Origin of the sequence: Sphingomonas sp. SORGH_AS_0789 (genome assembly GCF_031453055.1) — a bacterium.
In the GTDB taxonomy this organism is placed as follows: Bacteria; Pseudomonadota; Alphaproteobacteria; order Sphingomonadales; family Sphingomonadaceae; genus Sphingomonas.
The window spans coordinates 3,397,691-3,418,600 of the sequence record NZ_JAVIYV010000001.1 but is presented as its reverse complement, the minus strand read 5'-3'; the positions used below and the strand labels follow the sequence as shown (position 1 = coordinate 3,418,600).

Genomic DNA, 20,910 nt, shown 5'->3' with positions numbered 1-20,910 from the left:
ACAATCTTAAACACGTCCGGTTACCCTTCGGCAAACATCCCGACCAAGCCAGAAGGTATTGCCGCCATGATCCCCAAGCGCCTCCACGTCATCTGGGTCGGCGACGAAGCCAAGCGGCCGGACAATTGCATCGATACCTGGCGGGCGATGCATCCCGACTGGGAGTTCCGCTTATGGGGCAATCAGGACTTTTCCGCCTGCCAATGGGCCAACCGCGCGCATATGGATGCGATGTGGTCGCGCGAACTCAACGGCGTCGCCGACATGATGCGCTGGGAAATCCTTTACCACCATGGCGGCGTTCTGGTCGATGCCGACAGCATCTGCGTCCGCCCGCTGGACGAGCACCTTCTCGAGTGCGAGGCGTTCGCCTGTTGGGAGAGCGAGGTGGCGCGTCCGGGCCTGATCGCGGCGGGCTATTTCGGGTGCGAGAGCGAAAACCCGTTCGTCGGCCAGATCATCAAGGATATTGCCGCCGAGACCAGCGTCACCGACCGGATGGCGTGGCAGAGCGTCGGCCCGCAACGCGTGACCGACGCCTATCGCGCCTATGGCTATAATCGGCTGCGTATCTATCCCAGCCATTATTTCATCCCGGAGCATTTCACCGGCATCGCCTATGACGGCAGCGATCCGGTCTATGCGCACCAGCTCTGGGGATCGACGCGCGGCGCCTATGACGTGATCCACCAACACGCGCTCGTCTCCGCCGCTCCGGTTCCCGCCCCGCAGCCCAAGGCCCCGGTGGCGGTGCACGACCCGGATCTGGAGCAGGGTCTGTTCCACCGGGTCTGGTTCGGAGACAAGCCGATCCCGCCGCATTACGAAGCCTATTGGGCGGCATGGCAGCGCCAGTTCCCGGATGCGCGCTTCATCACCTGGACCGATGCGGACGTGGCGAAACTGACCATGTCGCGCGAGAAGATCGAGGCCGTCTCGGTCCTTCCGATGCGCGCTGACATCGCACGCTACGAAATCCTCTATCGCTTCGGCGGTATCTGCCTGGATTGCGACGTCATGCCGCATCGGCATTTCGACCCGGCCGAAATGTCGCGGACGCTGACCGTCTGCAACGAGGACGCCTCGACCGACTATTGCTCGATCGGTTTCATCGGCGCGCCGAAGGGGCACGCGATCTTCCGCGAATTGCTCGATCATATCATGAGCCATGATCTCGATGAGACACGGGTCAATATCTCGACCGGGCCCTGGCTGTTCGGCGCATTCTTGAAGCGGCACGCCCATCGCCGGCTCGGGACCGAGGCATTCTACCCGTATCTTTACGACCAGCCGCTGGCATCGGTGCGCCGACGGACGCTGGAAAACACCTATGGCATCCACGTCTGGGGCGGCTCCTGGCTGCCCGAACAGGTGCGCAAGGACAAGGCGATGGATCTGCTTCGCAAGGGCGATCTCGAAGAACCCGCCGCGATCCTAGCGGGTTACGACGATGAATGGTCACAGGATGTCAGCATCCTGATCCAGGGAATGCGGGAAATCCGCACCGGCAGCGTCGGCATGGCGGCGATTTTGCAACCCGATATGTCGATCGATGCGGACGACCGGCTCGCATTCGAATTCGGCAAGGTCGCGGCCTGGCTGCTCGACCGCGATGGCGGCCATATGGTGTGGCGGATTGGTGCGAGCGAGGGCACGTCGGTCGACCCGCTGCGGCCGGTGATGGTCAATTATGATCCGCCCGCGCTGCTGCTGGAGCCCGATGCGCACAGGTTCGCGGCCTTGGAGCGCGGCTATCGCAACAACCGCAACGCGATGTTCCTGCCCTTCGGATACGAGACGGGTGAGGGGAGTGTCTATGCGGTCGACCCGATAATAGTCGCGGCACCGGGCTTGGCCCAGGCGGTCGGCGCTTCCCCGGCCCGCAATGGCAGGAAGGCAATCAACGGCAAGACGAGCATGATCCAAGGCTCGTCCTGCATCGAGCAGGCGGCGAAGCCGGTCGTCACCTATCAGGACATGCTGGCCAAGACCGGCGGACGCGCGGCGGACATCCTCGTTGTCGACGCCGGAGGCATGGGAAGGGCGATCATCCTCGACATTCTCGGCCACGAAGCCATGCCGATGGTCCTCCATTGCGAGACGCACCGCCTCGACGCCGACGAGCAGCACGCGCTGCTGGCGGCGGTGGAGAGCGACTATGTCGTGCTTCGCTTCGGCAACACCATGACCGCCTACCGCATCGACGTCATCAAGGATTATGCGCGGGCGCTCTATATCGAGCATGGCATGCCGACGATCTACAGGGCGGGTCTGAAGATGCTGAACGGGCTGTAATCGGCCGGGCGCGGCGTGGAAAAATCGTCCTGTCGCTGAGGGGCGGTGAGCCAAAGATCGGCCATCTGCGTATAAGCTGCCGAAGACGACGCCATCCCTTTGCCGTGCGCCCGCGTTCCATCCGGGCGACGCGGTGGGAGGGATCGGCGTCGACAAGGGTGGCACAGGCAGAAAAAGGAAACGCAGGACCCGATGATCTCGAAGGCCCGCATCGGATGGCTCCTCCATCGTATCGCTCGCAAGATCTGGTTCCGCGCCGCGCTCATCAGTGCCGCCAGCGTGGTGGTCGCCGCCTTTGCGGGGATCGTCGCCCGAACGGTGCCCTATCACTTTACCGGCGACATCGGCCAGAATGCCGTCGGTACGGTCCTGGAGATCATCGCCTGCTCGATGCTCGCCGTCACCACCTTCTCGTTGACGGCGATGGTCAGCGCCTATTCGTCCGCGACCCAGCTCGCGACGCCGCGGGCGACCCAGTTGCTGATCTCGGATCGCATGTCGCAAAATGCGCTCTCGACCTTCCTCGGGGCCTTCATCTTTGCCGTGGTCGGCATCATCGGCCTGCAAACCCGTCTCTATGGCGGGCAGGGGCGCGTGTTGCTGCTGATCGCCACGGTCCTGCTCGTCGCGCTGGTGGTCGTGACCCTGCTGCGCTGGATCGCCCATCTCGCCGCGTTCGGGCGCATGTCGGACGTGATCGACCGGGTCGAGGATGCGGCAGGGTCCGCCATGCAGGCGTTCGCGAGCGACCCATATCTGGGCGGACGACCGGCCATCCCGGTTCCCGCCCATGCGCGGCTGGTGCGGTCGCAGACGATCGGTTATGTGACGCATGTCGATATCGGTCGACTGGCCGCACTGGCCCGGGAACACGACCTCGTCGTGCATGTGGAGGCGATCCCCGGTACGCTGGTGCACAAGGGGCGTCCGCTGCTCCATGTGGTCGGGGGAACGGGGGAGTGCGACGACGACCTGTCGGGCGCCTTCGTGATTGAGCGGCACCGCGATTTCGATCACGATCCCCGGCTGGGACAGATCGCCCTTGGAGAGATTGCGGGGCGGGCGCTGGCCCCCGCCACCAACGATCCTGGCACCGCCGTCGAGGTGCTGAATGCGTTGTTGCGCACCCTGAGCGAGCTGCCCGCCCAGGCGCCGTCAGCGGACGCCGATCTGCCGCCCGTCCATGTCCCGCGTCCGTCCGTGGACGAGATGATCCGCGCCGGCTTCACGCCGATCGTGCGGGAGGGGGCAGGCGAGGAAGAGGTCGCCATCCGCGCCTTCAAGATCCTCCACGCGTTGGGTGAGGCCCTGCCTCACGCGGTCGCGACGACCCGCGCGCTGGCGCATGAGCTGCGGCAGAATGTCGAGCGCGTGATGCTCGACCAGGCCGCGCTGGCGCGGACGCTGGCAGTGTATGAGGAGCATGCGCGTTGACCGGTTCGACGGGACACACCCATTCGCGCGGGCACGCAGCGCCTTGCCGATCACCCCTGATCGGCGCTGTTGGGCAGCGAGAGGCGCAGCATCGCCCCTGATGACCTGTTGTTCTGGATGCTGATCTCGGCCTCCATCTGCTTCGCCAGACTGCGCACCAGCTTCAGGCCGAGGCTGTCCGATCGATGGAGGTCGAAATCCGGCGGCAAGCCCGCTCCATCGTCGATCACGCGAAGCTCTATGATATCGTCCTCCAGGGTCAGGGTGACGACGAGCTGGCCGAATTCCCGGTCGGCAAAGCCATGCTCCATCGCATTGGCGATGCCTTCGGCCATGATGAGGGCCAGCGGAATGGCCGCATCGGGCGACAGGCGGATGCCGGGCACGGCCTCGATCCGGTGCAGGATGCCCGGTTTGCTGTCGGCGGCAAAAAGGTCCGTCATCAGGTCGCGGAGGAAGATGTCCAGCGGCACCTGCTCCCCGGTGGTCGAATAGAGCTGCCGCTGGATTCGCCCGATCAGCTGCAATTTGGTGGACGCGTCGGTCAGGACCATGCGCGCGATCGGGTCGACGATCTGCCGCTGCTGCAGGGACAGCATGGCGCCGACCATCTGGATGTTGTTGGACACCCGGTGCTGCAATTCGTGGAAGAGGAGTTCGGTTCGTTCGGCCAGCTGCCGCTGCTCGGCCGCCAGTCGGGACGAGCGTTCATTGGCACGCTGCATGGCATCGACCAGCCCGATATCGACCGCAACGACCCCGGCGTAAAAGCCCAGGGCCACCAGCGTACGCGATTCGAAATCGAACGTATGGACCGGCGGAATGAAGAAATACCAGGCGAGCAGGCCGCAGACGATGGCCGAAACGGTGCCCGGACCGCGCCCGAACAGGAACGCGGAAATGATGACCGCCGGAAAAAAGGTCAGATAGGGAAAGCCCGGCGGAAAGGCCGGATCGAGCGCCCAGCGCACCCACCAGGCGATGGCCGACAGCAGCAGCACCGCCGCATAGGCCAGCGCCCTGCGCTCGCGAAGCAGCGGCAATTGCCCAAAGGCCCGGCGCCTTACCCCCATATTCCGTCCCAAGCCCTTTTATGTGGCGTCCCTCCTGCGCGATCCCGCGACCGGTTGCAACTCGGGTAAGCATCGGCCCGAACGTCCCTTTCGCCCGCCACGGGACGTGGCGCGGCATTCATCGGAGGAACCGCCGGGCGTGGGGGGGGCGGCCGGTCACGACCGCCCCGAAATCATCCTTGCGCCACCGGACGCTTCAGCACGCCGATGAGCAGCGCGCTCACCACCACGCCGGCCAGGATCGCCACGAGATAGGCGGCCAGATGCGTGACGGCGCCGGGAATGGGCAGCACGAACACACCGCCATGCGGCACGCGCAGCTCGACACCGGCGACCATCGAGATCGCCCCGGTGACGGCCGATCCCGCCATCAGCGACGGGATCATCCGGAGCGGATCGCGCGCGGCGAAGGGGATCGCGCCCTCGCTGATGAAGGCCAGTCCAAGGACGGCGGCGGCGGCCCCCGCCTCGCGCTCGTCGGCGGTGAAGCGGGTGCGGAACAGCCGCGTCGCGAGCGCGATGGCGAGCGGCGGCGTCATGCCCGCCGCCATGGTCGCCGCCATCGGCGTATAGACCTGCGATGCGACTAGCCCGACCGAAAAGGCATAGGCCGCCTTGTTGACCGGGCCACCCATGTCGAACGCCATCATCGCGCCCAGGATCAGCCCGAGCAGGACCGCGTTGGACCCCTGCATTCCGCGCAGCCATTCGGTCAGGAAGGCCAGCGCCGCCGCGACCGGCGTGCCCACCGCATAGATCATCAGCAACCCGGTCAGCAGCGTGCCGAGCAGCGGCAGGATCAGCACGGGCTTGAGACCCTGAAGGTTCTTGGGCAGGCGGATCGCCCGGTTCAGCGCATCGACGCCGTAACCCGCGATGAAGCCCGCCACGATACCACCGAGAAAGCCCGCCCCCAAAGTGCTGGCGAGCATCCCGCCGATCATCCCCGGCGCGATGCCGGGCCGGTCGGCGATCGAATAGGCGATATATCCGGCCAGCGCCGGGACCATCAGCGCAAAGCCCGCCTTCGCGCCGATGGTGAACAGGGCATGGGCGAGCGTGCCCGCAGCGGCATCGTCATTGGCGTGGATGCCGCCCAGCGCGAAGGCGAGGGCGATCAGCAGCCCGCCCGCCACCACGAAGGGCAGCATGAACGAGACGCCGGTCATCAGATGCTTATAGGGCCCGGCACGCTCGCTGGCGGGGGAGGCGGTGGGCGCATCGCCGCCGGCGGCCTCGCCCTGGACCCTCGCCTCGGCCAGCGCCTTTTCGATCAGCGCCGCGCCGCCGGTGATGGCCGGTTTCGTGTTGCTGACCAGCACGCGCTTGCCCGCGAACCGCGCACGATCGACCTCGCGATCGGCGGCGATCAGGACCACATCGGCCTCGGCGATCTGTTCGGCGGTCAGCGGGTTGCCCGCGCCGACCGACCCTTGCGTCTCGACATAGATGTCATAACCGAGTTGCCGCGCACCCTCCTGCAACCCCTCCGCCGCCATGAAGGTATGCGCGATGCCGGTGGGGCAGGAGGTGATGGCGACGATTTTCCGGGCCCGAGCGGCGACCGGGTGGTCGGACTGCATGTCGAGCGCGGCGGCCGGATCGGCAAGCACCGCCTCCAGCGTCACCATATGATCGGCACGGGCGCGGGTGGCCTCATCGGCGGTGTCGGCGGCGCCGACGAACAGCAGGCGGTCGCCGCTCTCCGCCGGTCCGGGCGAGACCGGGTTGACGATACCCTGCGCGGTGCGCAGCTCGATCTCGATCGGCGAGCCGATATCGCGTGCGGCACGGCGCAACGCTTCGCCCGCCAGCACGCCGGTGACGCCGGACTCGCGCGCATCGACGATCGCAAAAATCCGCTTCATGCGTCCTCTCCCGTCATCGCCGGGCCGGTCTTGGCGACCTGGCGGATCATGACCTGCCCGGCCAGGGAATCGATCGTCGCCCCGCTCGGCAGGTGCGGGCCGGTGCGGCCCAGCTTGGCGACCGCGAAGGCCGTCGACAGCCGAGCGATGCGTTCGAGCGAGGCGCCCTCGGCAAGCCCGGCGGCGAGGCCCGCGACCATGGCATCCCCGGCGCCGACGGTGCTGGCCAGCGGCCCCGCCGCCAGCTTTGCCAGGATCGCGCCTTCGTCCGACAGGAACAGCGCGCCGTCCTCGCCCATCGACACGACCACCAGCGCGACCCCGCGCCGGAGCAGCGTCTCGGCGCAGCGTATGACATCGTCCAGGCCGTCGAGCGGCTCGCCCGACCAGGCGGCCAGTTCGCGCCGGTTCGGCTTGACGATCGCGGGCAGGGTGGCCGCGCGAAGCGCCTGGGTCAAAGCAGGGCCGCTGGTGTCGAGAAGCACCTTGGCGCCGCGTTCGCTCAGGGTTCGGATCATGTCGGCATACACGCCGGGATGGCATCCCGGCGGCAGGCTGCCGGACAGGACGATCAGCGTGTCCGGCCCCGCAAAGTCCGCCACTGCCTGCTCGACGGCGGCGACCTGCGCTTCCTCGACCGCCGCTCCGCTCATGTTGATGTCGGTGGTGTCGGCATCGTCGACGAGCTTCATGTTGACGCGGGTATCGCCGGAAACGCGCAGGAAGCGATCCTGGATCGCCTTTTGCGCGAACAGCGTCTCGAACAGCGCCGCATTGGCCTGCCCCAGCAGCCCGAATACGCTGACCGGCACGCCCCAGTCGGCAAGGCAGCTGGCGACATTGATACCCTTGCCCCCCGCATCCTGTCGGACGGAACGGGCGCGATGGACCTCGCCTGGGATCAGCCGATCCAGCGTGATCGTCTGGTCGATCGCGGGATTGAAGGTGACGGTGGCGATACGCATCACGCGGCATTCCTTTCGAGTTGGTCGCCGGTCGGGGCGGCATCCAGCGCCCGCACATCCGCCGCGCTCTCCATCTCCAGCGCCCGCGCCGCCAGCGCCTGCAATGCCGGAAGCTCGCTGGTGCGAAGCCGGGCCTTGACCGCGGGCAGGTCGCGCGGGGTCATTGACAATTCCGTCACGCCCAGCCCGGTGAGCAGCGCCGCGCCGAACGGATCGCCCGCCAGCCCGCCGCACACCCCGACCCAGCGATCATGCCGCCGCGCGCCCGCCACCGTCATGGCGATCAGGCGCAGCACCGCTGGGTGAAGCGAGTCGGCCTCGCTGGCGAGTTCGGGGTTCTGCCGGTCGATCGCCAGCGTATATTGGGTCAGGTCGTTGGTGCCGATCGAGAAGAAATCGGCATGGGCGGCCAGGGCATCGGCCTGGACGGCGGCGGCGGGCACCTCGATCATGATGCCGATCGGCACGACCGGCGCATCCAATGCGACCCGCACCGCCTCGCACCGTTCGCGCAACGCCACCAGTTCGGCGGCCGAGGTGATCATCGGGAACATGATCGACAGATCGCCCGACTCCTTGGCCGCGCGGTAGAGCGCGCGCAGCTGCGGCTCCAGCAGATCGGGGCGGCGCAGCAACAGCCGCGCGCCGCGCACGCCGAGAAAGGGGTTCTCCTCCTTGGGCAGATGCAAATGCGGCACCTGCTTGTCGCCGCCGATATCGAGCGTGCGGACGATCAGCGGTCGGCCGTCCAACGCATCGATCATCGCGCGATAGACCGCGAACTGTTCGTCCTCGCTCGGGCTGTCGCCGCGCTCGAGGAACAGGAATTCGGTACGCATCAGGCCGACGCCCTCGCCACCCTGTGCCAGCGCCTCGGCCACCTGATCGGGCCGGTTCACATTGGCGGCGATCGCGACCTGATGGCCGTCGCGCGTCACCGCGGGGCGGCTGCGTTCGGCCTCCTCCGCCGCGCGCCGCGCCGCGATCTCGGCGATCCAGCCCCGCGCGGAGGCGAGATCGGCCTCCGAGGGATCGAGCCAGACGCGGCCCGTATCGCCATCGACGATCGCGATCGATCCCGCCGCCTGCGACAAGAGCTCCGCGCCGCCCGCGACCACCGACGGCAGGCCGAGCGTACGGGCGAGGATGGCGCTGTGCGAGGTGGGGCCGCCCAGCGCGGTGGCGATGCCCGCGACGCGGCGGGTGTCGAGCGCGGCGGTGTCCGACGGCGCCAGATCGGCCGCGACCAGGATACACGGCTCCTGCGGCAGGTCGTCCAGCGTGCCCAGGCCCAGGCCCGGATCGATCTGGGCCAGCACGCGCCGACCGATATCGCGCAGATCGGCCGAGCGCGCGGCGAGCACCGGATTGCCCAGCGCGGACAGCTGGCCCGCCATTCGCTCGATCGCCTGATGCCAGGACCAGGCGACGCCATGCCCCTCGACCATCAACTGGCAGGTGAGGGTGATGAGATCGGTATCGTCGAGCAGCGTCGCCTGCGCCTTGAAGATCGCCGCATCCCCCGCGCCGAGACGCCGCGTGGTCTCGTCGATCAGCGTCGTCATCTGCGCGCGGGTGCGCACCAGCGCCTCGTCGAGCAGCGCGCCGCCGCGCGCCAGATCGACCGGCTGGTCGGGGACGTCCAGTTCGGCCGCCGCCAGGACATGGACCTTGCCGATCGCGAGACCGGGACTGGCGGCCACCCCCGCGATCATCGCCGGGGTGCCGACGGGCTTCCACCCGCGTACGGGTATGGCGGCGGCGGCCTTTTCCGCCGCGCGGGCGGCATCCGCCTTTTCGCGGCCGGTCAGGCGGCTGATCGCGGCGCGGAAGGTCTCGATCGCGGCAGCGGCGGCGGGACCGGATGCGGAGATGCTGACGGTGTCACCCGCTTTCAGCCCCAGCTGCAACAGCGCCACTAGGCTGCGCGGATCGGCGGTTTCGGCACCATGTCGGACCCGCAACGCGACCGGCAGCGCCTTGGCCGCTTCGGCCCAGGCGGCGGCGGGGCGTGCGTGCAGCCCGGCGGGATAGTCGATGGTCCAGTTCACCCGCTCGTCCAGATCCTCGGCCGGAGGGCGGGCCTGCCCCTGGTCGCGCGCATCGTCGCTCAGTGCAGCGGCGATCAGCGCCGGGTCGCTGGTCTTCGCCAGTTGCTGCAACCGCGCCTCGTCCTGGATGAGCCGCGTCAGGCGGCGCAGGATCGCGATATGGCTGTCCGAACTGGCGGCGATGCCGATCACCAGATGCGCGATCTGGCCGGGATTCCATTCGATGCCGTCGACGAACTGGAGAACCGCGATCCCGTCGCGCCGCACCAGCCCCTTGTCCTCGCCCAGGCCATGGGGAATGGCGACGCCCGCGCCCAGAAAGGTGTTCGCGACGCCTTCGCGCGCGATCATGCTTTCCTCATAGCCCGGCGCGACGCAACCGGCGGCGACCAGCAGCTGGCCCGCCTGGCGGATCGCATCGCTCTTGTCGGTCGCCGTCACGGCGAGGCGGATCAGCTCCGGGCTGATCACGGGTGATGGGGACTGGGTGTGCATGTCTCTGTTGGCCTCTCCGCCGCGAGTCTCAATTCTTCGCTTGCTCGACTGGAAAACGTTTTCCCGCAACTTTGTCAATGGGCCTTGCAACGAATCGCCTTACGCGACATGAAGGATAGAAATGAGCCGTAGAGAACGGCGCGGAGAGGAGAATACGTTTTCCATGAGCGTGGGTATTAAAGACGTCGCCCGCGTCGCGAACGTGTCCGCGGCCACGGTATCGCGCGTGTTGGCGGGTCGCAACGTCGATCTGGCGATGCGCGAGCGTGTTCTCGCGGCGGTGCGCTCGACGGGCTATCGCCCCAATCTCGCGGCGCGGCGGCTGCGGTCGCGTCATACCAATACGATCGGGCTGATCGTCGCCGATATCCGCAACCCCTTCTTCACCGCCGTATCCCGCGCGATCGAGAATCTGGCCTATAGTCGCGGACAGCGGGTCATCCTGTGCAACACCGACGAGGACCCCGCGCGCGAGGCCATGTATCTGCAACTGATGCAGGAGGAGCGGGTGGCCGGGGTCATCCTGGCGCCGACCCGCGACGGGCTGGCCAACATCACCCGGACGAAGCCCGATTATCCCATGGTGCTGATCGATCGCGCGGCGCCGGGTATCGCGCATGACTGCGTGGTCCTGGACAATGGCGCGATGTCGGAGATGCTGGTCGAGCATCTCCACGATCGGGGCTTTCGCCGGATCGCGGGCCTGTTCGGCGCGACCAGCCGTACCGGCATGGAGCGTCGCGCCGGGTTCGAGGCCGCAGCGCAGCGGCTGGGGCTGGTGGCCGAGGCGATCGCGGTGCCGCATGGCGATGGCGAGGTGGCGGAGGTCATGGCCGACCTGCTCGCGCGCGCCGACCGACCCCAGGCGCTGGTCGCCAGCAATGGCGTGACCTTGCTGGCGGTGCTGCGCACGCTGCGCGAACACGGACTGTCGGTGCCCGACGACATCGCGCTTGTCGGGTTCGACAATGAAGGATGGATGGACATTGTCGGCGGCGGCCTGTCGGTGATCGAGCAGCCCGTCGAGGAAATCGGTCGCACCGCGATGGCGATGCTGATCGACCGGTTCGACCATCCCGATGCCGCCACCCGGAAAGTCGTGCTGGCCGGGCGACTGATCTCGCGCGGTTCCAGCCTTTCGCCCATTCCCGCCCCGTCTCCCTCGGTGACGGCATGATCCATATCACGGGCGGGCGAACAGCGCCGCCGACATTATTCGGAGCCTGACCACGATGCAACGCATGTCGCTCACCCGGTTCCTAATCGAGCAGCAACGCGCTGATGCCGCGCTGCCCGCCGAACTGCGCCTGTTGATCGAGACGGTCGCGCGCGCCTGCAAGACGATCGGCCACGCCGTGTCCAAGGGCGCTCTGGGCGAAGTGCTGGGCAGTCTCGGCGAGGAGAATGTCCAGGGCGAGGTCCAGAAGAAGCTGGATGTGATCGCCAACGAGCTGCTGCTCGACGCCAATGAATGGGGCGGGCATCTGGCGGCGATGGCGTCGGAGGAGATGGAGACGATCCATCACATCCCCAATCGCTACCCCAAGGGCGAATATCTGTTGTTGTTCGATCCCATCGACGGGTCGAGCAATGTCGATGTCGACCTGTCGGTCGGCACCATCTTCTCGGTGCTGCGCGCGCCCGAGGATTGCGCCGGGCGTACGCCGACCGAGGCCGATTTCCTCCAGCCGGGCCGCGATCAGGTGGCGGCGGGCTATGCCATCTATGGTCCGCAGACGCTGCTGGTGCTGACCATCGGCACCGGCGTCTATGAATTCACGCTCGACCGGGAGGTCGGTTCGTGGCGGCTGACCGACGGGCCGATGCGGCTGCCCGCCGGGACGTGCGAGTTCGCGATCAACCTGGCGCGGCGGCGGCAATGGTCGCCGCGCATCGCCGACTATGTCGAAGAGCGGGTTCAGGGCAGCGAGGGGCCGTTGGGCCGCGATTACAATATGCGGTGGACCGCCTCTATGGTGGCGGACATCCATCGCATCCTGAAACGGGGCGGGGTGTTCCTCTATCCGGCCGATCACCGCCATCCGGGCAAGGCACGGCTTCGGCTGTTGTATGAGGCCAATCCCATGGCGATGCTGATCGAGCAGGCGGGCGGTGCGGCGATCGATGGTGCGATGCGCATCCTCGACATCCAGCCGACGGGCCTGCACCAGCGGGTCGGCGTGGTGCTGGGCGATGCTGCCGAGGTCGCCACGCTGTGCGATGTCGAAGAGAGGGACGCCGTCCTGCCGCTTGCCGCCTCGGGATAAAGGCGGGGCGGCGGAAGGCCGCTCCTAGGGGCGATAAACAGGGCTTGGCGGAAAATCGTTCTACGCGACGATGACCTTGGACTTCATGCTGCTTATCGCAAACAGTTGAGAAAACGTTTTCTATAACATGATGGTGAGGATGCGGATGGACAAGGTCCGATTCAAGCTGGGTGTCATTGTCGGGGCGGCCATTTTGCCGGTGTCCCCGCTCTGGTCGCGCACGGTCGATCCGGCCGCCACGGTGGTCGCCGAGGATAGGTCGCCCGTCGCATCCGATCCCACGACGCCGCAGGTCTCGCAACATGCGACCAAGGCCGTGCCGCTGGTCCTGGGCCAGCGGAGGAAGGGCGACGAGACTTGGCAGACGCTGGCCGATGACGGCGTCACTTTGGCGCTGAACTATACGGGCGAAGCCGCCACCAACGTCACCGGCGGGCTGGAGCGCAAGGCCGCCTATACCGGGCAGATCTATGTCGGGGCCGATTTCGACTTCGACAAGATCGCGGGCATCGGCGGCGGTGGCCTTCACTTGGCGATCACCAACCGCCATGGCCAGAGCCTGTCGCAGATCGCGATCGGCAACAATACCTCGGTGCAGGAGGTATGGGGCACGCAGAACACCCATCTGGCCATCCTGACCTGGGAACAGAGGCTGTTCGACAACCGGCTCGATATCGAGGCGGGCAAGAGCCAGGCGAACATCCATTTCCTGAACTCGCCGCTCTACTGCAACTTCCAGTCGAACTCCGCCTGCGGCAATCCGACCTTCGTCTTCAAGAACAGCAACTTCACCTATTTCCCGGCATCGAGCTGGATGGCCCGCGCCAAGGTGACCATCGCCGACAACTGGTTCGCCCATGCCGGCATCTATGAGGTCAACCCGAACCGCAAGCGGGCCGATGACAACGGCTTCAGCCTCAGCTTCAAGGGCGGCACGGGTTTCATCGTGCCCTATGAAATCGGCTACGCCTCGGACTTCAAGACCGACCGGCTGCCGCGCCACTTCATCCTGGGCGGCTGGGTCGATCGCGGCGATTATGCCGATCCTTTGCTCGACGATCGGGGCGGCATCGCGATCCTGAGCGGTCGCCCGTCCGCCACGCGCAAGGGGCGCAGCGGCCTTTATGCCCGTTTCGACCAGATGCTGACCCGCCCCGACATGAATTCGCACCGGGGGCTGGCGGTGTTCGGGGTCGCGATGACCAACCTGTCGGGCCGGGTCGAGGAGCGGCATTTCCTCGAACTGGGCCTGCTCCAGACGGGGACCTTTGCCGGGCGCGATCGGGATACGATCGGGTTCGTCATCAACCAGCAGAGCTTTTCCGACCTGGCCATGGCCCGGATGCGTGCCGCACGCCTGTCCGCCGGGGGCGATGGCGACATCCGCCGCAACCAATATATGATGGAGCTGGCCTATGGCGCCCAGATCGGCCCCGCCATCCGCCTGTCGCCCAACATCCAATATATCCTGAACCCCGACCAGACCGGCGCCCCGTTCCGCAAGACCCATATCGGCAATGCGCTCGTCTTCGGGCTCAAGTTCACGGTCGATGCGCCGACCCTGATCGCGATGGCGCGGCGCGACTAGGCCGCGCCACGCTCGCCACGGGCATGACGGCGTTCAGGCGGACCGCTGATAGCGAAGCCTGTTCTCGAAGCCTTCATTTGCCTTGGTCATCTTGGCGATCTTGCGAAGCGTGGCGCGGACGTTCCGGTCGAACCGCCGGTCATCATAAATGCCGGTCGTCCGGTACTCTTCCTGCGCGAGCAAGCTTTTCAGGTGCAGCGCGAAGGCCGCCTGGTCATCGGCCTTTCCGCCAGCTTGCAATGCCCGGCACACCCATTCCTCGGCCGCCGCCTTGTCATAGTCGTCCTGCGCCTCGTAGCCCCGCCGGTCCGCCGCCGCCTGGTCGAGCCTGGCGGCCTGGACCCGGTGGTCGAGCCATTGGCCGACCGCCGCACCGTCCCATGGCCTGGATGTGACCGTCATCTCCGTCTCCAATCCGTGAAGGAACGGACCCCTAGCATCGCCGCAGGCCAGGACAATGCGCGATCCGGTGCGGGCCTCGGCCATATGCGAACAGGCCGCCGGTCGAGGCCCGGCTTTCGGGGGTTAGGAGATCGGGACGCCGCCGGTGACGGCGACGACGTTGCCGGACATGTAGCTGCCCTCTGCGGAGGCGAGCAGCACATAGGCGGGGGCCAGCTCGCCCGGCTGTCCGGCGCGCCCGATCGGCGTGTCATGGCCGAGCGTCTCCAGCTCCTGCGGCGATTTGGCGATCGGTTGTATGGGAGTCCAGATCGGGCCGGGCGCCACCGCGTTCACGCGAATGCCGTCGCTCGCCAGAAGGTTGGAAAGCCCCACCGTCAGGCTCGATATCGCGCCCTTGGTCGCGGCATAGACGATCATCGTCTTGTTCGCGATCTTGGCCTGCTCGCTGGTCGTGTTGATGATCGCCGAGCCCGGCTTCATATGCGCCGCAGCCGCCTTGGCGAGACGGATCATCGCAAAGACATTGGCGGCGAAGGCGTCCTGCATCTCGTCATCGTCGATGCTGTCGAGCCCCTCGTTCATGGTCTGGGCGGCGGCATTGTTGACGAGGATGTCCAGCCCACCCAACTCGGCGACGGCACGCTCGACCAGGCTGGCGCAGTGATCCCGGTCGCGGATGTCGCCGGGCAGCAACAGGCAACGCCGTCCCGCCTTCTCGACCCAGAGGCGCGTTTCCTCCGCATCGGCCTGTTCGTCGGCCAGGTAGGAGATGGCGATGTCGGCCCCCTCGCGGGCATAGGCGATGGCGACGGCCCGGCCGATGCCTGAGTCCCCGCCGGTGATGAGCGCGATCCGGTCCGTGAGCAGCCCCTTGCCGACATAGCTCTCCTCGCCATGGTCGGGCTTGGTGCGCATCGCGGTGGTCAGGCCGGGGCTGGGCTGGTGCGGCTCGTCGGGAAAATGCGTCGGCTGGCTGGTGCGGGGATCGTCGGTCATGTCCATTCCTGCTGAAAGGGGTCAGCAGCAAACGGCTCACCGGGCATAACGTGCCGGAGCATCGCCATTCCCGGCTTGGGTCGAGTTTTGCCAGACCGACCAACGGAATGCATAGGAAACGATATATTGTCTTATTGGCGAGGATGCGCCAGCAGGCGGCCTTCCACGCCATCGGTGATGGCGGACGACAGGACCGTGATCGTGAACCACTCTCGCTTTAATATCCTTCATGCCCTGCGCGCGGGCGCCCTGCTTGGCCTGATTGCCATGACGCCGCTTCCCGCTTTGGCGGAGCAGGTCGGGTCGGACGATCTGTCCGCCAGGATTCTGCCGCCGACGATGCCGTGGAAGGGCGCGAGCGAGCGGCTGATCGTCCCGGCGGACGACCCCTGGATTACCCCGGCCGAGGCCGCGGCCTTCCGCACCACGCCGCGCTATGCCGAGGTTCGCGCATGGCTGGAACGGCTCGACGCGGCATCGCCGTTGATTTCCGTGCAGAGCTTCGGCCGCACGACCGGGGGGCGCGAGATGATCTATGTCCGCGCCAGCAAGGGCGGGCCCGGCAAGCCGGTCGTGCTGATCCAGGGCGGCATCCATTCGGGCGAGATCGACGGCAAGGATGCCGGGCTGATGCTGCTGCGCGACATCGCGTTGCGTGGCAAGGATAGCCTGCTCGACACGGTCGATCTGGTGTTCGTGCCGATCTACAATATCGACGGTCACGAACAGCGCAGCGCGTACAACTATCCGCATATTCGCGGCCCGGCCGAGAAGGGCCGCGACGCGAATGCGCGCGATATCGACCTCAACCGCGATTATGCCAAGCTCGACGCGCCGGAGTCGCGGGCGATGGTCGGCCTGATCCGCGCGCTCGACCCGATCCTCTATATCGACTGCCATGTCAGCGAAGGCTTCGACATGCAGTATGACGTGACCTTCACCTATGCGGGTTGGGGCACATATGCGCGGCATCGTGCGACGGCCGGGTGGTTGGAGAACCGCTTCGGTCCGGCCGTGTCGCAGGCGCTGACGGCCGCAGGACATGTTCCTACCATCTATCCCAGCCCCATCGACACGCGCCAGCCCGACAAGGGCATACGCTACAGCCCCGAAGGGCCGCGCTATTCGACGGGCTATGGCGACTTCATCGGCATGCCGACGGTGTTGGTCGAGAACCACATGCTGAAGCCCTATCGTCGGCGGGTGCTCGGTACCTATGTGCTGATGGAGGCGGCGCTGAGGATCGCCGCGACCGACGCCGCCCGCATCGCCGCCGCCAAGGCCGAGGATCGGGCCAGCCGCCCGGCCGAACTCCTGACCCGCTGGCAGCCGGCGCCCAAGCCGATCGGATGGGTGGAGGATTTCAAGGGCGTGGCGTTCGACACCTATCTGTCACCCGCCTCGGGCCGCCGGGAGCAGCGCTGGCTGGGCAAGCCCATCTCCTTTCGCATGCCGATCATCGGCCAGCAGCCGGTCGAGACGGTCCGCCTGCCCAAAGCCTGGTGGGTGCCGCCCGCGCAGACCGAGGTGATCGACCGCCTGCGCCTGCACGGCATCGCGTTCGAGACGATCGCCACGCCTCGCACGCTGACGGTCGATCGGGTCCGGCTGATCGATCCCAAGGTGACGCAGCCCAAGGAGGGGCGCTATCCGATCACCGCGCGCTTCGAGCATCGACCCGTCGAGCAGGCCATGCCCGCGGGCAGCGTGCGAGTGCCCGCCGACCAGCCGCTGGGCCTGCTGGCCGCCGCGCTGCTGGAGCCGGAGAGCCAGGATTCCTTCCTGGCCTGGGGCTTCTTCCCCGAGATGCTGGCACCGGCACCGGATACGGACGCCTTCGTCCTCGCCAGGCTGGGCGAACATGTCCTAGCGACGCAGCCCGAGGTCAAGGCCGCGTTCGAGTCCAGGCTGCGCGACGAACCGGACTTTGCCGCCGACCCCGATGCGCGGCTGGCCTGGCTCTATGCGAAGGCCGGGCCGGGGCATCCCCATGTCCTGCAATATCCGGTGGCGCGGGAAGTGGATTGAGGCTCAGCCTCCCGCCCGGTCGTCGAACCGTGGCGCGCGCCGGAACTCGGCCCGCCCGAACGGCCGGTCGTAGAAGACATAGCCGTAATAGAAGGATCGCAGACGGCCATGAAAGGCGCGGATGCGATCCTGATAGGCCAGTTGCGCGGCCAGGTCGGTCCGCGCCAGCCGGGTAAGCAGCGCCTGCACCCCGACCGAGGGCAGCACCCAGCCAAAGGCGCGGCCCGCCCGGTCGCGCCGTTCCAGCGCGGCGCGATAGGCCCGCACCTTGGGCGCGACGCTCTCGTCGCCATTCTGGTGGAAGGCGAGATACCATTTATAGTGGAAGTCGCTCCCCAGCGGCGGCGAGTCCGCCAATTCGGGATGCGTAGCATAGAAGCGGCGCATCGTCGCCTCGCGCGGGATGTCCCAGGCATGGTTGACGACCTCGCGTTGTGCGAGCGCGATCTCGGCTCCCTGTCCGACCGGAATGGCGCGATCGATGACGACATTGCCGAGGGTTGGCACGATCAGCACCAGCACCAGCCAAGCGGCGGCCAGCGTCGCGGCATTGGCGACCGAACTCCACCGCAACCGCCCGACCAGCGCGGCCAAGCCGATCCAGAACAGTAGATAGGCGACGATCACAACCAGGACGAGCAGGACGACACCGACCGCTACCCCCTCGACCAAAGCCGCCACCGCGAACGGCAGGCCGAGCGCGGCCCATAGCAGGATCAGGCGCAACCCGGTCCGTCGCCGCCACAGCGCTGCACCACCGCGCGGCAACGCGTCGAGCATGCGCTGCCGCCCGGCCTCCCGCTCGCCCGACGCCAGATCGTGGAACAGCGCGATCACAAACAGCGGGGCAAGGAACACCAGCACGAAGGCGAAGTCGAACCGGCCGGGCAGGGCGACCTCGGGATTGAAGGTGTCGCCGTCATAGATCTGCGCTTCCAGTCCCAGCGCGCGGACGCGCAGAATGTAGGGCGCGACGTCGCGCATGCCCAGCGCCGCGAAAGCCAGCGGCGCGGGCGCGTCCCAAGTGGCGTGAAAGCTGTAATAGGCCGCGCTTCCGGCGTCCCTGGTCCGGACGACATAGTCGGCGACCGCGCCGATATCCTCGGCCTGGGCGGGCGGAATGGCGGCGATGGCGGCCCGCTGGCGAGCGACCTCGGCCATGCCCGTCCCCAGCGCGGCGACGGTCAGCAGCGCGAGCAGCGCCAGCGCAAGGACGCTCAGCCGCTGGCGCAGCAACAAGCGAAGTTCGTGCCGCCACAAGGTCATCGGCGTGCTCCCAGTCGGCGGGTGGCCAGCCCCAGCAAGGCCAGGGCGGCGATCAGCCACAGGCTCAATATGGCGAGGCCGGGCAGCGCGGCCCGTGCCAGCGTCGCGTCAGTGGGGGCGTCGAAATGGAAATCGGGGATCGCCCGCCAATGCGCGCCACCGATCCGCTTGCGCCGGTCGGCCCCCGCATCGGTGGCGGTATCGTCGGCATAGCTGACATCCTCTGCCTGCATCCGGTTCAGCCGCTGGACCAGCGCATAGCGATAGACCTCGGCCTGTTCGAGGAACCGGCGATGCGCGGCGAAGTCGGTGCCGGCCGCCGCCATCGACAGCCCGCGCAGCGCGATGGCGGGGCTGAGCAGTCCGGCGGCGTTCACCAGTCCATTCTGCCGGGCCTGCGCGGCGAAGCTCTGTGCGGCATAGCGGTCGAACAGTTCGGAGGTCAGCCGCTCCCCCTCCAGTGCCAGCAGCCCCTTATAGTTGACCGGCAGATCCTCGACCCGCTTCACATGGTAGCGATCGAGCAGCGCCTGCTTGAACTGCGCGAAATGGGGATCGTCGGGATTGTGGCTGTCGCCCATGCGCCGCAGGTCGCGCCCGATGGCGACATCGGTCTGCAGGCGGTTCTGCAAGGGCACGGTCGCGCTCGCCAGGTCGGGCACGGCGCGGGGCAGCAGGACCGTCGTCACCGCCCACAGGGCGACCAGCACCAGCAGCGCATCGCGGCTGCGGCGGACCCAGGCCGAGACGAGCAGGATCAGCACCACCCACAGCCCCAGATAGAGCAGATAACCCAGCGCGATCACCAGCAACGGCAGGCCCAGTGCGCCCGGCTGTCCGGCGATGACCAGCAGGCCGAGCATCGCCGGTGCGGCGGCGGCCAGCGCTACCCCGCCGAGCGCGAGCAGCTTGCCCACCACCACCTGTCGCCGCGATGCCCCCTGCAACATCAGCAGGCGCAGCGTCCCGCGCTCGGTCTCGCGCGCCAGACTGCCGAACCCCAGGAAGATCAGCAGCAGCGGGGCGACGATCTGAAGCACGAAGGCCGGGGTCAGCTGGCCGAAGCGGATCAGCAGCGAGCTTTGCCGGACATCGCCGAAATTCGCGCTATTCTGTCGATGCCCCTCCAGGAACATGCTGTTGCCGGTAAAGGCGTCGACACCCGGATCGAACGCCGCGAGCGGGCTGAGCGGGCGAAAGATGAAATGGCCATAATGGACCATCCGGTGCGGATGCCGGTCGGGCTGCGCGTCGAACGCGTGTTCGGCCTCATGCTGATGCCGCTCGCGCAGTTCGGCGACGCCGCGCTGGTGCGACCAGCTGCTCGCCACCGCCACCAGGGTCAGCAGCACGATCAGCGCAAAGGCGATCAGGGCGACGCGGTTGCGCAGCATCAGCCGCAATTCGTCGCGTGCGATCAGGCGGACGATCCTCATGCGGCGATCCGTTCCCCGCTCACCTGGAACCGGGCATGGAGCGCGCGCACGTCGAACCGGTCCGGCCCGCTCGCCGTCACCCGGTGGGTGACCCGACCGGCCTCCAGAAAGGCAATGTCGTCGGCGACATCGGCGGCGCTCAGCAGATCGTGCGTCACCATCAGCACGGCGGTGCCGCGTTCGCGCACGGCCGACACCAGCGCATTGAAATCCGCCGTGGCGCGCGGATCGAGCCCGGAGGTCGGCTCGTCGAGCAGCAGGACGGGGACGGCGCGGAGCAGCGCCACGGCGATCGCCACTTTCTGCCGCATGCCCTTGGAGAAACCGCCCAGCCGCTGGTCCCAGGCGCGCTCCTGCAACCCGGCGGCCCGCAACGCCTCGACGATCGCGTCGCGCCCCTGTCGCTCGCCGCTGAGCGCCAGCAGGTAATCGGCATTCTCGATGGCCGAGAGATGCTCGTAGAGTGCGACATTCTCGGGCAGATAGGCGATGTGGCGACGCGCCGTGTCGGGGGCCGTGCCGGGATCGACGCCGCACACCGCGATCCGCCCCGATTGCGCGCGTGTAAAGCCCAGCAGGGTGGACAGGGTGGTCGACTTGCCCGCGCCATTGCCGCCCAGCAAGGCGGTGATGCTGCCCGATCCCACGGCCAGGGACAGCCCGTCGAGAACGCGATGATCGCCATAGGCGACCGACAGGTCCTCGATCAGGATCGGGGCGGATGGTGGGAGCGACATGGATAC

The 20,910-nt window shown here is 67.4% G+C and carries 15 protein-coding genes; 6 read left to right on the top strand and 9 right to left on the bottom strand.

The features are described from left to right. The first annotated feature begins 66 nt into the window (after positions 1 to 66). Positions 67 to 2,295: a glycosyltransferase gene (locus QE360_RS15545; RefSeq protein WP_309702969.1), complete on the top strand. Its 2,229-nt coding sequence runs from the start codon at positions 67 to 69 to the stop codon at positions 2,293 to 2,295. Positions 2,296 to 2,487: 192 nt separating this feature from the next. Continuing rightward, entirely contained in the window at positions 2,488 to 3,729 is a 1,242-nt protein-coding gene (locus tag QE360_RS15540) for a DUF2254 domain-containing protein (RefSeq protein ID WP_309702967.1), read from the top strand. Positions 3,730 to 3,779: 50 nt separating this feature from the next. Here the strand turns inward: QE360_RS15540 and QE360_RS15535 are convergent, their stop codons facing one another. The 4 genes from QE360_RS15535 to ptsP all read right to left on the bottom strand — a co-directional run bounded on the left by QE360_RS15535 (position 3,780) and on the right by ptsP (position 10,181). Further along, positions 3,780 to 4,802, bottom strand: a complete 1,023-nt coding sequence (locus QE360_RS15535; protein WP_309702964.1) for a DUF4118 domain-containing protein — start codon at positions 4,800 to 4,802, stop codon at positions 3,780 to 3,782. 173 nt (positions 4,803 to 4,975) lie between these two features. Beyond that, positions 4,976 to 6,670: a fructose-specific PTS transporter subunit EIIC gene (locus QE360_RS15530; protein ID WP_309702962.1), complete on the bottom strand. Its 1,695-nt coding sequence runs from the start codon at positions 6,668 to 6,670 to the stop codon at positions 4,976 to 4,978. Continuing rightward, positions 6,667 to 7,635, bottom strand: a complete 969-nt coding sequence (gene pfkB, locus QE360_RS15525; protein WP_309704199.1) for a 1-phosphofructokinase — start codon at positions 7,633 to 7,635, stop codon at positions 6,667 to 6,669. The genes QE360_RS15530 and pfkB overlap by 4 nt, the downstream gene beginning before the upstream one ends. Continuing rightward, the gene (ptsP, locus tag QE360_RS15520; RefSeq protein ID WP_309702960.1) at positions 7,635 to 10,181 is read right to left on the bottom strand and encodes a phosphoenolpyruvate--protein phosphotransferase; all 2,547 of its coding nucleotides are present in this window, start codon (positions 10,179 to 10,181) and stop codon (positions 7,635 to 7,637) included. Before ptsP ends, pfkB begins: the two co-directional genes overlap by 1 nt. Before the next feature lie 163 nt (positions 10,182 to 10,344). Between ptsP and QE360_RS15515 the strand changes: the two genes are divergently transcribed. The 3 genes from QE360_RS15515 to QE360_RS15505 all read left to right on the top strand — a co-directional run bounded on the left by QE360_RS15515 (position 10,345) and on the right by QE360_RS15505 (position 14,036). Continuing rightward, on the top strand, positions 10,345 to 11,358 hold the full coding sequence (locus tag QE360_RS15515) for a LacI family DNA-binding transcriptional regulator (RefSeq protein WP_309702958.1): 1,014 nt from the start codon (positions 10,345 to 10,347) through the stop codon (positions 11,356 to 11,358). 55 nt (positions 11,359 to 11,413) lie between these two features. Then, positions 11,414 to 12,448: a class 1 fructose-bisphosphatase gene (locus tag QE360_RS15510; protein WP_309702955.1), complete on the top strand. Its 1,035-nt coding sequence runs from the start codon at positions 11,414 to 11,416 to the stop codon at positions 12,446 to 12,448. A 145-nt stretch (positions 12,449 to 12,593) separates the two neighbouring features. Continuing rightward, the gene (locus QE360_RS15505; RefSeq protein WP_309702953.1) at positions 12,594 to 14,036 is read left to right on the top strand and encodes a carbohydrate porin; all 1,443 of its coding nucleotides are present in this window, start codon (positions 12,594 to 12,596) and stop codon (positions 14,034 to 14,036) included. 33 nt (positions 14,037 to 14,069) lie between these two features. Here QE360_RS15505 and QE360_RS15500 read toward each other — a convergent pair whose 3' ends face one another. Further along, positions 14,070 to 14,438 carry a hypothetical protein gene (locus QE360_RS15500; protein ID WP_309702951.1) on the bottom strand — a complete coding sequence of 123 codons (369 nt, stop codon included), beginning with the start codon at positions 14,436 to 14,438 and terminating at the stop codon, positions 14,070 to 14,072. A gap of 123 nt (positions 14,439 to 14,561) precedes the next feature. Next, entirely contained in the window at positions 14,562 to 15,437 is an 876-nt protein-coding gene (locus QE360_RS15495) for an SDR family oxidoreductase (RefSeq protein ID WP_309702949.1), read from the bottom strand. Positions 15,438 to 15,704: 267 nt separating this feature from the next. On the opposite strand from QE360_RS15495, the gene QE360_RS15490 reads away from it, so the two are divergent. Then, positions 15,705 to 17,465 carry a M14 family metallopeptidase gene (locus QE360_RS15490; protein ID WP_309702947.1) on the top strand — a complete coding sequence of 587 codons (1,761 nt, stop codon included), beginning with the start codon at positions 15,705 to 15,707 and terminating at the stop codon, positions 17,463 to 17,465. A gap of 3 nt (positions 17,466 to 17,468) precedes the next feature. On the opposite strand, the gene QE360_RS15485 is transcribed toward QE360_RS15490, so the two are convergent. From QE360_RS15485 to QE360_RS15475, 3 genes are read right to left on the bottom strand one after another with little or no spacing between them, the layout of a single operon-like run. Continuing rightward, positions 17,469 to 18,731 carry a DUF3526 domain-containing protein gene (locus tag QE360_RS15485; protein ID WP_309702945.1) on the bottom strand — a complete coding sequence of 421 codons (1,263 nt, stop codon included), beginning with the start codon at positions 18,729 to 18,731 and terminating at the stop codon, positions 17,469 to 17,471. Next, positions 18,728 to 20,167 (bottom strand): DUF3526 domain-containing protein, encoded by a 1,440-nt coding sequence (locus tag QE360_RS15480; RefSeq protein WP_309702943.1) that lies wholly within the window; start codon positions 20,165 to 20,167, stop codon positions 18,728 to 18,730. The genes QE360_RS15485 and QE360_RS15480 overlap by 4 nt, the downstream gene beginning before the upstream one ends. Then, positions 20,164 to 20,904 (bottom strand): ABC transporter ATP-binding protein, encoded by a 741-nt coding sequence (locus QE360_RS15475; protein ID WP_309702941.1) that lies wholly within the window; start codon positions 20,902 to 20,904, stop codon positions 20,164 to 20,166. The genes QE360_RS15480 and QE360_RS15475 overlap by 4 nt, the downstream gene beginning before the upstream one ends. Between the last annotated feature and the right edge of the window lie 6 nt (positions 20,905 to 20,910).

What these genes read in the sequence shown, in the direction of transcription:
- QE360_RS15530 (WP_309702962.1), bottom strand. Translation starts at nt 6,670, where the DNA reads ATGAAGCGGATTTTTGCGATCGTCGATGCGCGCGAGTCCGGCGTCACC.
- QE360_RS15480 (WP_309702943.1), bottom strand. Translation starts at nt 20,167, where the DNA reads ATGAGGATCGTCCGCCTGATCGCACGCGACGAATTGCGGCTGATGCTG.
- QE360_RS15485 (WP_309702945.1), bottom strand. Translation starts at nt 18,731, where the DNA reads ATGACCTTGTGGCGGCACGAACTTCGCTTGTTGCTGCGCCAGCGGCTG.
- QE360_RS15535 (WP_309702964.1), bottom strand. Translation starts at nt 4,802, where the DNA reads ATGGGGGTAAGGCGCCGGGCCTTTGGGCAATTGCCGCTGCTTCGCGAG.
- QE360_RS15505 (WP_309702953.1), top strand. Translation starts at nt 12,594, where the DNA reads ATGGACAAGGTCCGATTCAAGCTGGGTGTCATTGTCGGGGCGGCCATT.
- QE360_RS15500 (WP_309702951.1), bottom strand. Translation starts at nt 14,438, where the DNA reads ATGACGGTCACATCCAGGCCATGGGACGGTGCGGCGGTCGGCCAATGG.
- QE360_RS15545 (WP_309702969.1), top strand. Translation starts at nt 67, where the DNA reads ATGATCCCCAAGCGCCTCCACGTCATCTGGGTCGGCGACGAAGCCAAG.
- QE360_RS15540 (WP_309702967.1), top strand. Translation starts at nt 2,488, where the DNA reads ATGATCTCGAAGGCCCGCATCGGATGGCTCCTCCATCGTATCGCTCGC.
- QE360_RS15515 (WP_309702958.1), top strand. Translation starts at nt 10,345, where the DNA reads ATGAGCGTGGGTATTAAAGACGTCGCCCGCGTCGCGAACGTGTCCGCG.
- QE360_RS15490 (WP_309702947.1), top strand. Translation starts at nt 15,705, where the DNA reads ATGACGCCGCTTCCCGCTTTGGCGGAGCAGGTCGGGTCGGACGATCTG.
- QE360_RS15475 (WP_309702941.1), bottom strand. Translation starts at nt 20,904, where the DNA reads ATGTCGCTCCCACCATCCGCCCCGATCCTGATCGAGGACCTGTCGGTC.
- QE360_RS15510 (WP_309702955.1), top strand. Translation starts at nt 11,414, where the DNA reads ATGCAACGCATGTCGCTCACCCGGTTCCTAATCGAGCAGCAACGCGCT.
- QE360_RS15495 (WP_309702949.1), bottom strand. Translation starts at nt 15,437, where the DNA reads ATGACCGACGATCCCCGCACCAGCCAGCCGACGCATTTTCCCGACGAG.
- ptsP (WP_309702960.1), bottom strand. Translation starts at nt 10,181, where the DNA reads ATGCACACCCAGTCCCCATCACCCGTGATCAGCCCGGAGCTGATCCGC.
- pfkB (WP_309704199.1), bottom strand. Translation starts at nt 7,635, where the DNA reads ATGCGTATCGCCACCGTCACCTTCAATCCCGCGATCGACCAGACGATC.